Genomic DNA, 14,474 nt, shown 5'->3' on the forward strand with positions numbered 1-14,474 from the left:
CTCTACCGGCGCTCGTGGTTGAAAGAGGAAAAAGTCAGTCGTGCGCCTGCGGGCGCCGAATCAGCACCAGCGCGGCGACGGCGGCGACGAGCGTGACCGGGATGCTCGCGCCGATCACGACCGACGCGCTGCGGCCCATCGCGAGCAATTCGGCGGCGGCGAGCGGCCCGACCACCGAGCCGAGCCGGCCGACGGCGACGGCGGAGCCGACGCCGGTACCGCGCATCGCGGTCGGGTAGTAGATCGCCGCCAGCGCATACAGCACCGACTGGCCGCCGACCACGAACATCCCCGCCGCGAACGCCGCGGCCGACAGCCACACGAGTCCGGGCGCAACCGCCAGCGCCGCGAGCGACAGCACGATCCCCGCATACATGCCGCCGACCACACGCGACGGGCGCAAGCGGTCCATCGACATCCCGATGCCGAGCACGCCGAGGCCGCTGCCGATGTTGAAGAAGATCTGCACGATCCCGGCCTGGCTGCGTGCGAGCCCCTTCGCGGCCATCAGCGACGGCAGCCAGTTCAGCAGGAAATACAGCACGATCAGCGTGCAGAAGTAGCTGAGCCACAGCGCGAGCGTCGTGCCGGTGCGCGAGCCGCCGAACAGCGTCTGCGCGACACCCGGGCGCGCCGCGCCCGACGCGCTGACGTCGAGGAACGCACGCGATTCCGGCAGCAGCGCGAGCAGCACCGGCGCGAGCAGCAGCGGCCCGACGCCGCCGACGTAGAAGATGTGCCGCCATTCGGCGTCGCCGGCCAGCAGCACGCCGAGCAGCGACGCGATCACGCCGCCGAACGGGATCCCGCAGTACATCACGGCCACCGCGCTGCTGCGCGAGCGTGCGTCGACCGCTTCGGACGACAACGCAATGAGGTTCGGCATCGCACCGCCAAGGCCGAGGCCGGTCAGTGCGCGAACGGCGACCAGCATCGCGAAGCTCGATACCTGCGCGGTCGCGATCGACAGCAGCCCGAACAGGCAGACCGACGCGATCAGCACGTGCTTGCGGCCGATCCGGTCGGCCAGCCAGCCGCCGAGCATCGCGCCCGGCAGCAGGCCGAACGTGCCCGCGCTGAACGCGAGCCCCATCTGCGACACGCTCAACCCGAATTCGCGCGCCATGCGCGGCGCGGCGACGCCGACCGACTGCAGGTCGAGCCCCTCGAGCAATGCGATCGCGAAACACAGCGCGAGCGTGGTCGCAACCGCGGGTTTTTCGGCAACGTAAGTGTTCATCCTGTCTCCAGTCCCATGTCTTGTAGTCGGCGGCCCTGCAACGGCCGCCGCGCGCCGCCGCCGGCCAGCGGCGGCGCGCGAGGTGTCGTCTGAACGGCCGTTATTATCAGGAAGCCTGATTCAATGGCCGCAAGAATGCCTGCCGGTCACGTGGCCGGCCGGTCGTTACGCCTGCTGCTACCTGCCTGCTTCCGGTTACGCGTAAATCACGTCGGGATCGCGCCGCGCCGGGTCGTAGAGCGCGTCGATCGTCGCCGCGCGATGCTTCTGCACGGCAGCCTGGTTCAGCGAACCCTTGTCGGTCACTTCGCCGAGATCGAGCGACGGCGGCGTGTCCATCAACCGGATGCGCGCGACGAACGTCGAGCCGCCGCTCGCATGCCGGTTCAGCGCGACGAGCCACGCCGAGAACGCCGCGCGCACGGCCGGCACGCGCAGCACGTCGGGCACGGACGCGTCGGCAGCGAGCCCTGCCAGCGCACGGCACGCGTCGACGCGCGGAAACACCAGCAAACCGATGTCGTCGCGATTGATCCCGGTGACGACCACGTCCTGCACGTATGGCGCGCCGCTCGACACCGCGTTCGCGCGCAGCGGCCCGACGCTGACGAAGGTACCGCTGCTCAGCTTGAAATCCTCGGTGAGCCGGCCGTCGAACAGCAGCCCGAGTTCCGGCCGCGCCGGATCGGCAAAGACGCCCGCGTCCCCGCTGCGGTAATAGCCTTCGTCGTCGAACACGTCGCGCGAATCGACGTCCGCGTGCCAGTAGCCGCGCATCACGTTCGGCCCCTTGAAGCGCAGTTCGAGCTTGCCGCCGCACGGCACGAGCTTCGCGTCGCAGCCGGGGGCGGGCAGACCGATGTAGCCGGCACACATCAGCGGCCCCGTCGTGAACAGGCACGACGGCGACGCCTCCGTCATCCCGAGGCCGGCCATGATCCGGATGCGCTCGCCGCAATGCGCGTCGGTCACGCGGTCGAGCCGGTCCCACGCGGCCTGCGACAGCCCCGCGCCGCCGAAGAAATACAGCTTCACGCGCGAGAAGAACGTGGCGCGCAGTTCGGCATCGCGTTCGAGCGCGGCGGTCAGCTCTTCCCAGCCCTTCGGCACGTTGAAGTAGATCGTCGGCGCGATCTCGCGCAGGTTGCGCACGGTTTCGTCGAAGCGGCCCGGCACCGGGCGGCCGTCGTCGATGTACAGCGTGCCGCCGTTGTACAGCGCGATGCCGAGGTTGTGACTGCCGCCGAACGTGTGATTCCACGGCAGCCAGTCGACCAGCACCGGCGGCTCGCGCGTCAGCTCGGGCATCGTCTGGCGCAGCATCTGCTGGTTGCTGCACAGCATCCGGTGCGTGGTCGGCACGGCCTTCGGCAGCTTCGTCGAGCCGGAGGTGAACAGGATCTTCGCGAGATGGTCGGGGCCGACCGCCGCATGGATGTCGTCGATCGTGCGCGGGACGGTGGCGAGGAGGCGCGACAGCGGCACCGTGCGGCCCTTTGCGTCCGCGTTCGAGCCTGCGTCCGCATCGGCATCGTTCGCGACGATCAGCGCCGCATCGGCCGGCAGCGTCGCGTCGAGCGCGCGCGCGAACGGCGCGCGTTCCGCGACGAACACCGCGCCCGGCCGCAGCACGCCGAGCGTGTGACGCAGCTTGCCGTAGTCGGTCGACACCAGCGAATACGCGGGCGAGATCGGCGAGTACGGCACGCCGGCCAGCATCGCCGCGAACATCAGCTGCAGATGCTCGAGATCGTTGCCGGACAGCACCGCGAGCGGACGCTCGACCGACAGTCCGAGATCGACGAGGCCCTGGCCGAGCGCGCGGGCGCGTTCGAGCATCTGCGCGTAGGTGAGCTCGATCCAGCGGCCGTCCGCGCCGCGCCGCGCGGCCAGCACGCGGTCGGGATGCGCGTGCGCGCCGCGCACGAGGCAATCGGTCAGGCGCGTCGGGTAATCGCCGAGCGGTTCGCGTGAGCGCAGATACCACGCGCCGTTCTCCGCGCGACGGATCTCGGCCGCACCGACCGCGACGGCCGCCGCGCGATAGCGTACGGCGCCCGTGTCGTGTGCGTTTTCGCCCGGAGGTTTCGCTACATTCATCCGTGTCTCCGAATAGTCTCGCCGTTTCCCTCAAGGGGGGGGCCTTCGGGGGATATTGCTTGGAAGAAAGGCATACCGTTGACAGACAGCTTCTTCCTCGGGTTAGGATCACCGGTATGGTTCTTGTCTACCGCTACCGGGTGAAGTCGCTCAACGGACTGCTCAACAAGCAGAGCCGTGCGGTGAACTACGTCTGGAACTTCTGCAATGACACGCAGAAGCACGCGCTCAAGTGGAGCAAGAAGTGGCCGACAGGCTTCGATCTGAACGTGCTGACGACAGGGAGCAGCAAGGCGCTTGGCATCCACTCCGGCACGGTCAACGCTACGTGCGAGCAATACGCGAAGTCGCGTAGTCAGCACCGGCGACATTACTTGCGCTATCGGGGCAAAAAGTCTCTTGGCTGGGTGCCGCTGAAGGGCCGGGACCTGAAGCGCGAAGGCGACGCGTTTCGTTTCTCCGGCAACACGTTTCGCGTGTTCAACAGCCGCCCGCTTCCCGAAGGCAAGATCAAGGACGGAACCAACTTTGCACAGGATGCGCGTGGCAACTGGTTTCTCAACATCGTGATCGAAATGCACGATGTTCAGGCTCGCCCGATTCGTTCCGGCGTCGGCATCGATCTCGGCCTGAACGACTTCGCTACACTTTCGACCGGCGAGAAGCTGCTCAATGACCAGTTCGGTCGACGAGCGGCGGAAAGGCTGGCGAAAGCGCAGCGGGCGCGAAAGCACAAGCGGCATATCGCGAAGCTGCACGCCAAGGTCGCGAATGCCCGTGCCGATTTCCAGCATAAGCTCGCGCTCGATCTGGTGCGGCGTTTCGATTACATCGCGGTCGGCAACGTATCTGCCGTCAAACTTGCCAGAACCAGGATGGCGAAGAGCGTCTACGACGCATCCTGGTCGTCCTTCCGGAGCAGGCTTCGTTACAAAGCGATCGCGCACGGAGCCACGTTCGAGGAAGTCGACGAAAGCGGTTCTACCCAGTCCTGTTCGTCTTGCGGGTCGAAAGACAGCACGACGCGGCCGAAAGGTATCGCGGGGCTGAGAATAAGAGAGTGGGCTTGCAGTGACTGCGGTGTCGTGCATGATCGTGATATCAACGCTGCGCTGAACATTCTCCGATGCGGACGTGCATCGCCAGGTGTGGGAATCCTCTGCCGTTAGGCAGCGGAGGACGTCAAATCGGGTAGTGACGCGGTGTGGTCTGCACGGTGATCCAGCGCAACTCGGTGAATTCCGCGATCGACGCACGGCTGCCGAAGCGGCCGTAGCCGCTCGCCTTCGTGCCGCCGAACGGCATCTGCGCCTCGTCGTGCACGGTCGGTCCGTTGATGTGGCAGATCCCCGATTCGATCCGGCGCGCGACCGCCATCGCGCGCGCGATATCGCGACTGAACACGCTCGCCGACAGCCCGAACTCGCTGTCGTTCGCAAGCGCAACCGCTTCGTCGTCGCTGTCAGCGCGCAGAATCGCCACCACCGGCGCGAACGATTCCTCGCGATAGAGCCGCATGTCGCACGTGACGCCGTCGACGATCGCGGGCTGCATCGTCGCGCCCTCGATCCGGCAGCCGAGCGGCAGGCGTGCGCCGTGCGCGCGCGCATCCTCCACGAGCGACGCGGCACGCGCGGCGGCCGCCGCATCGACCATCGTGCCGAGCGCGTGGCCGGCCAGCGGATCGCCGGCGACCAGCGCGCGCGCCTTTGCGGTCAGCCGTTCGACGAGCGCATCGGCGATTGGCCGCGCGGCGATCACGCGCTCGGTCGACATGCAGATCTGCCCCTGGTTGAAGAACGCGCCGAACGCGATCGCGTCGACGGCCGCATCGAGATCGGCATCGTCGAGCACGAGCACCGGCGCCTTGCCGCCCAACTCGAGCAGCACGGGTTTCAGGTGTGCGGCCGCGTGGCGCGCGATGATGCGCCCGACGTGCGTCGACCCGGTGAAGTTGATCCGCTTCACGTGCGGATGCGCGATCATCCGCTCGACGAGTTCGGGGGCGTCGGCGGCCGCGTGCGTGATCACGTTGACAACGCCGGCGCCAAGCCCCGCATCATCCAGCACGCCGCCGATCAGCGCGTGCACGCCCGGGCAGGCTTCGGATGCCTTCAGCACGACCGTGTTGCCGCACGCGAGCGGCATCGCGAGCGCACGCGTGCCGAGGATCACCGGCGCGTTCCACGGCGCGATGCCGAGCACCACGCCGCACGGCACGCGCATCGCGAGCGCGAGATTGCCGGGCACGTCGGACGGGATCACGTCGCCGTCGATCTGCGTCGTCATCGACGCGGCCTCGCGCAGCATGTTCGCCGCGAGCGTCACGTTGAAGCCGAGCCAGCCGGGCGTCGCGCCGGTTTCCGCGACGCCGGCCGCGATGAACTCGTCGATGCGCGCGTCCATCAGGTCCGCCGCCTTCAGCAGCCGGCGGCGCCGCTCGGTCGGCGCGAGCGCCGCCCACGCGGGGAACGCGCGGTGCGCGGCGTCGATCGCCGCGTCGGCGTCGGCCACGCCGGCGGCCGGCGCGCGCGACGCGAGCGCGCCGGTCGCGGGGTTGAATCGGTCGAAGGTTCTGCCGTCGCGGGCGGCGCACCACTCGCCGGCGATCAGCATCCGTCTGTCGGTCATGTCGTCTCCTGCCTTGCCTGTCTCTTGCGGTTGCGTGGGCGGTTCGTCGGCGCTCGTATCAGCGCTTGTATGCCTGCAGGCCCGGCTTGATCGTCTTGTCGTCGAGGAACTGCTTCAACCCCTGCTCGCGGCCGCGCTCCGGATCGCGCAACTGCGCCTGGTCGAGCTTCGCATACAGGTAATCCTCGCACTGCTCCCACGTGAGCTCACGCGAACGCTTGAAGCCGTGCTTCGCCGCGCGCAGCACGACCGGGTTCTTGTCCATCAGCCGCGCGGCGAGCGCGATCGTCGCATCGCGCAGGCCGGCCAGCGGCACGCTGCTGTTCACGAGGCCCATCTCCGCCGCGTCCACGCCGGTGAACGTGTCGCCGGTCATGATGTAGTGCAGCGCACGACGATGCCCGACCGTGTCGGCCATCGCCTTGCTGACGAGGTTGCCCGGCGGGATGCCCCAGTTGATCTCCGACAGCCCGAACACCGCTTCGTCCGCGGCGATCGCGAGGTCGCACGCGACGAGCGGCGAGAACCCGCCGCCGAAGCACCAGCCGTTCACCATCGCGATCGTCGGCTTGTTGTACATCCGCAGGCGGCGCCACTGCCATTCCGATGCGTCGCGGCGCACCTTTTCCTGCAGCGCGTCGGAGCCGCCGTCGATCTCGCGGAAATATTCCTTCAGATCCATGCCGGCCGTCCACGCGGCGCCCGCGCCGGTCAGCACCAGCACGCTCGCCTCGTCGTCGAATTCGACCGCGTCGAGGACCTCCAGCATCTCCCGGTTCAGCGTCGGGCTCATCGCATTGCGCTTCTCGGGGCGGTTCAGCGTGACCCACGCGATGCCGGCCTCCACGTTCACTTTCACGGTCTGCCAGCGATTGTCGTACTTGCTCATGTCGGTTCCTGTCGTTCGTTCCGGTGCGATTCGGTGCGCAGCATTCCTGCTGCGGACGGCTTCATTTAATATCAGGCTACCTGATATTGCAAGCGCGACGGGTGCCGGTGTAAACCCGGAGCGGAAAGCGGGGAAACCACGGAAGAATCGGGGAACGGTCGGGCGACCGTCGAGGGCGCTTGCGAAGCGAACGCGGGCGGAACGGCCCGGACCCGCGTCGCGGGAAGATCGTGGAACGAGGTCAGCCGCGCAGGTTGCGCGAGAACAGTTCGAGCGCGCGCTGCACGTGCGCGACGTCGTCGGCGGAGATGTCGCCGAGCATGCGTGCCTCGAGCGGGCGCAGCACGGCTTCGCATTCGCGCAGCATCGCTGCGCCTTCGTCGGTCAGCGTCAGCAGGATGATGCGGCCGTGCGACGGGTCGGCTTCGCGCGTGACGAAACCACGCGCGGCCATCACGCTCATCACCTCGTTCGCCGATTGCGGCGTGATCCACGAACGCTCGGCCAGTTGCGCGTTGGACGACGCGCCGCGCGCCTCGAGCACCGACAGCGCGGTGTATTGCGCGAGCGTGATGCCGAGCGGCGCGAGCGCGTCGGTCATGTGACGGCGCAGCAGCCGGTCGAGACCGCCGATCACGTAGGTCAGGCGCTGTTGCACGCGCGCCTTCGGCTTGTCGCCCGTCGCACGGGCGGCGTTCTTCGCGGCGTTTTTCGCGGCGTTCTTCGGATTCGCGGGCTTGGTCGGTGCGGAACTCATGGTGCGGGCGGGATGGAATTGCGGGCCATCTTACCAGCAGGGCGGGGGGTGAACAGGATGGGAGGGGATCGAGCGGTTGAGGGGCTGAGTGCCTGCACGGCCTGCGCGCTCGCACACTTGCGTGCTTGCGGCCGAATGCGAACCGCAGCGCGACGCCCGCCGCGTCGGCGGCGAGCGATCGATGTCGTCCGGTCCGCGATCAGTCGCGCGATACGCCCGCACCAGCGAATCGCGCGGTCGGCAACCCCGCATACCGCGTCTGCACGACAAACACACCGCCGGCGCCGGCATCGCTCGCCAGCGCATCATCGCTCAACCCGACACGCGCGCTCGTCACGTACAGCCGGCCTTCGCCATCGAGCGCGACGCAGCTCGGCTGCGCGGTCGGCACCTCGACGCGATCCGTCTCGCCCCCGTCCGGCCCATAACGCACCACGCGCCGGCCGCCCCACTGCGCGTTCCACAGCCCGCCGTCGCGATCCATCGTCGAGCCGTCCGGGTCGCCGTCCGCATCGGTCAGCCGCGCGAATGCGCGCACGTTGGCCACGTCGCCGCCGGCGCGGTAGTCGCAGACGAGAATCTCGCGCACCATCGAATCGCAGAAGGTCATCTTCGCGCCGTCCGGCGAGAACGCGATACTGTTCGCGATCGCGGCCGCCGGCAGCGCAAGCCGTTCGAGCGTGAGGTCCGGATTGAGCCGGTAGAACCCGCCGACCGCGCGCGGCGGGTCACCGCCTTCGTCCTTCATCCCGAACACGAACGCGCCGAACGGATCGCAGCGGCCGTCGTTCAGCCGCGTCGGCAGATCGGGTTCGACGTCGACGATCCGCGTGAACCTGCCGCTGCGCAGATCGAAGAACGCGAGATGCGTCGCGAGCCCGACCAGCAGCACGTCGGGATCGTGCGTGAGCGCGAAGCACGCGAGCCGTTCCGGCATCGGCCACTGCGCGAGGTCCGAGCCGTCCGCGCGGCAGCGCCACAGCCGCGCGCCTTCGATGTCCGTCCAGTACAGCGCGTGCGCCGCGTCGCACCACGTCGCGCCTTCGCCGAGCATGTTGCGGCTGTCCACGAGCAGCGCCGCCGCGCCCGGATGAATCTGTTGCATGCCGTCTCCCGATATTCGTCGCATTCGCAGGCGGCCGCGCGTCCGTCAGGGTCAGATCTTCATCGCGCGCCGCTGGTTGCGACGATACTGGTCGAACAGCACCGCGAGCAACAGAATTCCGCCGCGTATCAGATATTGGTAAAAGGTCGGCACGTTCAGCAGGCTCATCGCGTCCTGCACGGAACCCATGATCAGCACGCCGACCAGCACGCCGGAGATCGTCGCGACGCCGCCCGTCAGCGACACGCCGCCGAGCACGCACGCGGAAATCACGCCGAGCTCGAGGCCGACCGACGTCTTCGGGTCGCCGAGGCTCATCCGCGACGCGAGCATCACGCCGGCGAAGCCGGTCACGAGGCCCTGCAGCACGAACACCGTGATCTTGATGCGCATCACGGGCAGCCCCGCGAGCAGCGCGGCCTCGCCGTTGCCGCCGACCGCCAGCACGTTCTTGCCGAACACAGTCTTGCGCAGCAGGAAGCCGAACACGACGAAGCCGACGATGTTGCTCCAGATCGGATACGAGATGCCGAGGAACGAGCCGCCGCCGAGATCGAAGAAGCGCTCCTCGGAGATCATCACCGCGTCGCCGTTCGACGTGATGAACGCGAGCCCGCGCACGACTTCCATCATCGCGAGCGTGACGATCAGCGAGTTGATCCGCCAGCGCGCGATCAGCACGCCGTTCACGAGCCCGACCGCACCGCCCGCGAGCACGCCGGCCGCGATGCCGAGCACGACGCTGTGCGTCGCGGTGATCAGCGTCGACGCGACGACGCCCGAGAACGCGACGATCGACGCGACCGACAGGTCGACTTCGCCGAGCGCGAGCACGAACATCATCGTCACCGCGATCGAGCCGATCAGCGTGACGGACAGCAGCAGGCCCTGGATGTTGCGCGGCGTGAGGAAGTCCGGCACGGTCAGCGACAGCGTCGCGAACAGCACGAGAAATACCATCACGATGCCGGAGCGGTTGATCAGTTGCCACACGCCGCCGCGCGCTCGCGCGGGCGCGGCCGTGGCATCCGGGGACGGGGAAGTGCGTTGGGGTTGCATTGCCTGGCTCATAACGTTTGCTTTCCGGTTGACTGCGGGCCGCTAGCGCGGCAGCGCGAGCTTGATCAGCGCGTCGGGCGTCGCCTGCGCCTTCGTCACCTCGCCCGCGATCCGTCCTTCCTTCATCACGATGATGCGGTCCGACACGCCGATCACCTCGGCCAGATCGCTCGATACGATGATCACCGTGCGGCCCGCTTCCGCGAGTTCGTAGAACAGGTTGTAGATTTCCGCGCGCGCGCCGACGTCGATGCCGCGGGTCGGCTCGTCCATCAGGAACACGTCGATGCGCTCGGCCAGCCAGCGCGCGAGCACGACCTTCTGCTGGTTGCCGCCCGACAGCGCGCCGATCGGCGTGTCGCCGTCGCGGGTCTTGATCGCGAGCCGCTCGATGTAGCGTTGCGCGAGTTCGCGTTCGCGCCGCGCGTCGAGCAGCATGCGCGCCGGGCTGAAATGACGGCGCGCGCTGATGTTCAGGTTGTCGGCCACCGACGCGATCGCGACGATGCCTTCCTGCTTGCGGTCTTCCGGGCACAGCGCGATGCCCGCGCGCACCGCCTGGCGCGGGCTCGCGAACGCCACGCGCTTGCCGCCCAGCTCCACGTGCCCGCCGCTCGGGCGCGCCGCGCCGTACAGCAGCTTCATCAGCTCCGAGCGGCCCGCGCCGACCAGCCCGAAGAAGCCGACGATCTCGCCGCGCCGCGCGGCGAACGACACCGGTTCGGACAGGCCGGGCCCGATGAGCCCCTTCGCCTCGATCAGCACGTCGCCGGCCGCGCGCGGCCGGTAGCCGTACACGTCCTCGATCGAGCGACCGACCATGCAGCCGATCAGCCGGTCGCGGTCGAGCTCGGCGACCGAATCGAACGTCTCGATCCGGCGGCCGTCGCGGAACACCGTCACGCGATCGCACAGCGCGTCGACTTCCTCCATCCGGTGCGTGACGTAGATGATCGCGCGGCCCTCGGCGCGCAGCGCACGGATGATGCGGAACAGCTGCGTCGTCTCGCGCGCGGACAGCGAACTCGTCGGCTCGTCGAACGCGATCACGCGCGCGTCGCGCATCAGCGCCTTGCCGATCTCGATCATCTGGCGCTGGCCGATCGACAGGTACTTCACCGGGATGTCCGGATCGATGTGCTCGCCGAGCCGCTCCAGCGCATCGAGCGCGCGCACGGCAAGCGCGCGCTCGTCGACCACGCCGAGCCGGCTCGGCAACTGCCCGAGCATCAGGTTCTCCGCGACCGTCAGCTCGGGTACCAGGTGCAGCTCCTGGTAGATGATCGCGATGCCGGCCTCGAGCGCGGCGCGCGTCGACGCGAAGCGCTGCACCGTGCCGTTCAGCGTCAGCGTGCCGGCCTGCGGCTGATTCACGCCGGACAGCACCTTCAGCAGCGTCGACTTGCCCGCGCCGTTCTCGCCCATCAGCCCGTGTACTTCGCCCGCGCGCACCGACAGCGACACGGCGTCGAGCGCGCGCACGCCCGGGAACGTCACCGTGATGCCGTCGAGCGCGAGCAGCGCGTCGCCGGGCGGCGGCGCAGTGGCGCCGCGCGTGGCCGCGTCGTTGCCGGACACCGCCGTGATCGTCTGCATCGTCTGCATCGTCATCGCGTCGTCGCCCCGCACGCTCAGATGCCCAGCTCGGCGCGCACGGCCTGCCAGTTCGCGCGCGTCATCAGCTTGCCGCTCGTCTGCGTGTCGGCCGGCGGCGTCTTGCCGTTGCGGATCCAGTCGACGAGGTTCTGCGTGCTGTCCTTGCCGTGGTTCGTCGAGCTGACCGCAATCGTCCCGTAGAAGCCGGTCGGCTCCTTCTTCTGGAATTCGGCGAACGCCTCGCCCGCGCCGTTGATGCCGACGCCGATCACGTCCGCGGCCGGGATGTGCAGCTGTTCGGTCGCGCGTACCGCGCCCAGCACGGTTTCCTCGTTCAGCGCGTAGACCACCCACTTCTTGATGTTCGGATGACGCGCGAGCACGGGCGCGGCCGCGCTGAAGCCGCCTTCGTCATCGGTCGTCTTCTGCGGCGCGTCGAAGATGTTGTCCTGGCGGAAGCCGTTCGCGAGCAGCGCCTGCGTCGCGCCGTCGGTGCGCAGCTTCGCGGTCGGCAGCTCGTAGTTGGTGACGCGCAGCGCGCCGACTTCCTCCGGCTTCCAGCCGCGCCGCTTCATCTCGTCGGAAATCGCCTGGCCGACCTGGTTGCCGATCTTGGTCGCCGACATCCCGAGGTGCGGCACGTTCGTGAGCGGCTTGCCGGTCGAGTCGACGAGCTGGTCGTCGACCGTCACGAACTTCATGTTGTAGCGCTTCGCGCGCGACGCGATCGCCGGCCCGAGGCGCACGTCGGGTGCGCAGATCACGAATCCCTGCGCGCCTTGCGAGCCGAGGTTGTCGATCGCGGCGAGCACCTTCTCGCCGTCCGGCGTGCCGATCTTCACGACCGAGAAGTTCTCCTTCTGGCCGAGCGCGGACGCCGCGTTCTGTTCGTTGATGAACCATGCCTGCTCGGGCATCTTCACCAGGAAGCCGATCTTCAGCGGCGCGTCGGCGTGCGCGGCGCCCTGCATCCCGAGCGGCGCGATGCAGAGCGCGGCCAGCAGCGCGCGCAGGGTGTGTCGGCGAATCGTGTGAGTCGTGCGGTTCATGCGGTGTCTCCTTGTATTGGCTTGGGTCTTCAACATCCGTCGGGCCCGGTCGCGCGCGCGGTGGCGCGCGCCGGCACGGCGTCAGCGGCCGAACGCGTCGGTCCCGACGCGCCGCCCGAACAGGAATGCGTCGGCGACGAGCCGCAACGGCCGCACGTCGACGTCGCTTTCGCCACGCGCGATCAGCGCGCGGAAGTGCGCATACAGCGCCGGATACTCGCGCTGCGGCCCGATCTCGACCGGCGCGCCGCCGATCGACAACTGCGCGCCGCCGCGGCTGATCGCGAGCACGCCGTCCGACGTGTCGACCGCGATCTCCCATTGCTCGACGGGGCCGTGCCGCCAGTCGAATTCCGCCCGCACCGGCACGCCGTCCGTATCGGCGCAATCGAGTTCGGCCGCGATCGGCATTTGCGCGTCGCTCGGCACGTAGAGCGTCGCCTCGCGCAGCACGAGCTCGCGCGGCAGGATCCGCGTGACGATCGACAGGGCGTTGATGCCGGGATCGAACACGCCGAGGCCGCCCGGCTCCCAGATCCACTGCTGCCCCGGATGCCAGCGCCGCACGTCTTCCTTCCAGCGCACCTGCACCGCGCGGATCGTGCGTGTCGCGAGCCACGCGCGCGCCGGTTCCACCGCGCTCGCGCAGCGCGAATGCCAGGTCGCGAACAGCGTGAGGCCGCGTTCGCGCGCGAGCGCGTCCAGCGCGGCCACCTCGCCGAGCGTCGCGCCCGGCGGCTTCTCGAGCATCACGTGCTTGCCGGCTTCGAGCGCGGCGCGGGCCTGCGCGTAGCGCACCTGCGGCGGCGCGCACAGCGACACCGCGTCGAGCTCGGGCTCGGCGGCCAGCAGCGCGCCCAGGTCCGGGTAGTTGCGCACGCCGCTGACTTCCGCATGACGGCTCGCGCACGCGGTCAGCACGAAGCCCGGTTCGGCGGCGATCGCCGGCAAATGCTGGTCGCGCGCGATCTTGCCGATCCCGATCACGCCCAGCGAAATCTCCTTGCTCATCTGCGTTCCTCCTTCGCCACGCGCTCAGCGCGCCCAGCGCAGCACGAGCGGATCGAGCCGGCGCGCGATCGCGATCAGCTCCGCGCGCGTGTCCGGATGCAGTTCCGGCATCGGATGCCGCGGCCGCTCGCACGCGATCACGCCGCCTTCGCGCATCAGCGCCTTCGCGGTGAGGATCCCGGACTGGCGGTTCTCGTGATTGATCAGCGGCAGCCAGGTCTGATAGCGCGCGAACGCGTCGTCGTGCCGCCCTGCGCGGAACGCTTCGAGGATCGGCCGGATGCCGTCCGGAAAGCCGCCGCCCGTCATCGCGCCGGTCGCGCCGGCATGCAGGTCGGCGAGCAGCGTGATCGCCTCCTCGCCGTCCCACGGCCCTTCGATCGCGTCGCCGCCAAGCCGGATCAGCTCGCGCAGCTTGTTCGCCGCACCCGGCGTCTCGATCTTGAAGTACGCGACCTGCTCGATCTCGCGCGCCATTCGCGCGAGGAACGGCGCGGACAGCACGGTGCCGCTCGCGGGCGCATCCTGGATCATGATCGGGATGTCGATCGCATCCGACACGCGCGCATAGAAATCGAAGATCCGTGCTTCGGGCACGCGGAACGTCGCGCCGTGATACGGCGGCATCGCCATCACCATCGCCGCGCCGAGCTGCTGCGCACGCAGGCTGCGCGCCGCGCATACCTGCGTGCCGTAGTGCGACGTCGTGACGATCACCGGCACGCGGCCGGCGACGTGTTCGAGGATCGTGCGCGTGAGCACGTCGCGTTCGTCGTCGGTGATCGCGAACTGCTCGGAGAAGTTCGCGAGGATGCACAGCCCGTTCGAGCCCGCGTCGATCATGAAGTCGACCGCGCGCTTCTGGCTCGCGAGGTCGAGCTCGCCGGTCTCGGAAAACGTCGTCGGGACGACGGGGAAGATGCCGCGATAACGCGGCGTGCTGCTCGATGTCATGGTCGGGTCCTGCATCGGCCTCGAGGCGAGGCCCTCAAGCGTTCACGGTTTCACATCACCACTTCGCGTGGCGCGGGCCGTTG

General features: G+C 68.8%; 12 protein-coding genes. 1 reads left to right on the forward strand and 11 read right to left on the reverse strand.

All coding sequences use genetic code 11. From position 1 onward, the window contains the following. Positions 1-34: 34 nt before the first annotated feature. Positions 35-1,240: a 3-(3-hydroxy-phenyl)propionate transporter MhpT gene (gene mhpT, locus U5771_RS04605; RefSeq protein WP_322022874.1), complete on the reverse strand. Its 1,206-nt coding sequence runs from the start codon at positions 1,238-1,240 to the stop codon at positions 35-37. Between the two features lie 195 nt (positions 1,241-1,435). Next, positions 1,436-3,340 carry a feruloyl-CoA synthase gene (locus U5771_RS04610; RefSeq protein ID WP_322022875.1) on the reverse strand — a complete coding sequence of 635 codons (1,905 nt, stop codon included), beginning with the start codon at positions 3,338-3,340 and terminating at the stop codon, positions 1,436-1,438. Positions 3,341-3,456: 116 nt separating this feature from the next. Between U5771_RS04610 and U5771_RS04615 the strand changes: the two genes are divergently transcribed. Further along, a complete protein-coding gene (locus U5771_RS04615; RefSeq protein WP_322022876.1) occupies positions 3,457-4,509 on the forward strand; it encodes a transposase in 1,053 nt (350 codons plus the stop codon). 13 nt (positions 4,510-4,522) lie between these two features. On the opposite strand, the gene U5771_RS04620 is transcribed toward U5771_RS04615, so the two are convergent. The 9 genes from U5771_RS04620 to U5771_RS04660 form a co-directional block, all read right to left on the reverse strand. Continuing rightward, positions 4,523-5,971, reverse strand: a complete 1,449-nt coding sequence (locus U5771_RS04620) for an aldehyde dehydrogenase (RefSeq protein WP_322022877.1) — start codon at positions 5,969-5,971, stop codon at positions 4,523-4,525. Between the two features lie 58 nt (positions 5,972-6,029). Further along, the gene (locus tag U5771_RS04625) at positions 6,030-6,860 is read right to left on the reverse strand and encodes a p-hydroxycinnamoyl CoA hydratase/lyase (RefSeq protein WP_322022878.1); all 831 of its coding nucleotides are present in this window, start codon (positions 6,858-6,860) and stop codon (positions 6,030-6,032) included. A 241-nt stretch (positions 6,861-7,101) separates the two neighbouring features. Beyond that, positions 7,102-7,617, reverse strand: a complete 516-nt coding sequence (locus tag U5771_RS04630; RefSeq protein WP_322022879.1) for a MarR family winged helix-turn-helix transcriptional regulator — start codon at positions 7,615-7,617, stop codon at positions 7,102-7,104. A 199-nt stretch (positions 7,618-7,816) separates the two neighbouring features. Continuing rightward, positions 7,817-8,722 carry an SMP-30/gluconolactonase/LRE family protein gene (locus U5771_RS04635; RefSeq protein WP_322022880.1) on the reverse strand — a complete coding sequence of 302 codons (906 nt, stop codon included), beginning with the start codon at positions 8,720-8,722 and terminating at the stop codon, positions 7,817-7,819. 51 nt (positions 8,723-8,773) lie between these two features. Further along, positions 8,774-9,793 carry an L-arabinose ABC transporter permease AraH gene (gene araH / locus U5771_RS04640; protein ID WP_322022881.1) on the reverse strand — a complete coding sequence of 340 codons (1,020 nt, stop codon included), beginning with the start codon at positions 9,791-9,793 and terminating at the stop codon, positions 8,774-8,776. Between the two features lie 30 nt (positions 9,794-9,823). Beyond that, complete coding sequence (gene araG / locus U5771_RS04645; protein WP_415859386.1) at positions 9,824-11,386, reverse strand: L-arabinose ABC transporter ATP-binding protein AraG; 1,563 nt, start codon at positions 11,384-11,386, stop codon at positions 9,824-9,826. 26 nt (positions 11,387-11,412) lie between these two features. Continuing rightward, positions 11,413-12,426, reverse strand: a complete 1,014-nt coding sequence (locus tag U5771_RS04650; protein ID WP_322022883.1) for an arabinose ABC transporter substrate-binding protein — start codon at positions 12,424-12,426, stop codon at positions 11,413-11,415. A gap of 81 nt (positions 12,427-12,507) precedes the next feature. Then, positions 12,508-13,437, reverse strand: a complete 930-nt coding sequence (locus U5771_RS04655; protein ID WP_322022884.1) for a Gfo/Idh/MocA family oxidoreductase — start codon at positions 13,435-13,437, stop codon at positions 12,508-12,510. A 24-nt stretch (positions 13,438-13,461) separates the two neighbouring features. Next, entirely contained in the window at positions 13,462-14,391 is a 930-nt protein-coding gene (locus tag U5771_RS04660; protein ID WP_322022885.1) for a dihydrodipicolinate synthase family protein, read from the reverse strand. Positions 14,392-14,474: the final 83 nt, after the last annotated feature.

It is taken from the genome of Burkholderia sp. BCC1977 (genome assembly GCF_905339595.1).
Classification (GTDB): Bacteria; Pseudomonadota; Gammaproteobacteria; order Burkholderiales; family Burkholderiaceae; genus Burkholderia.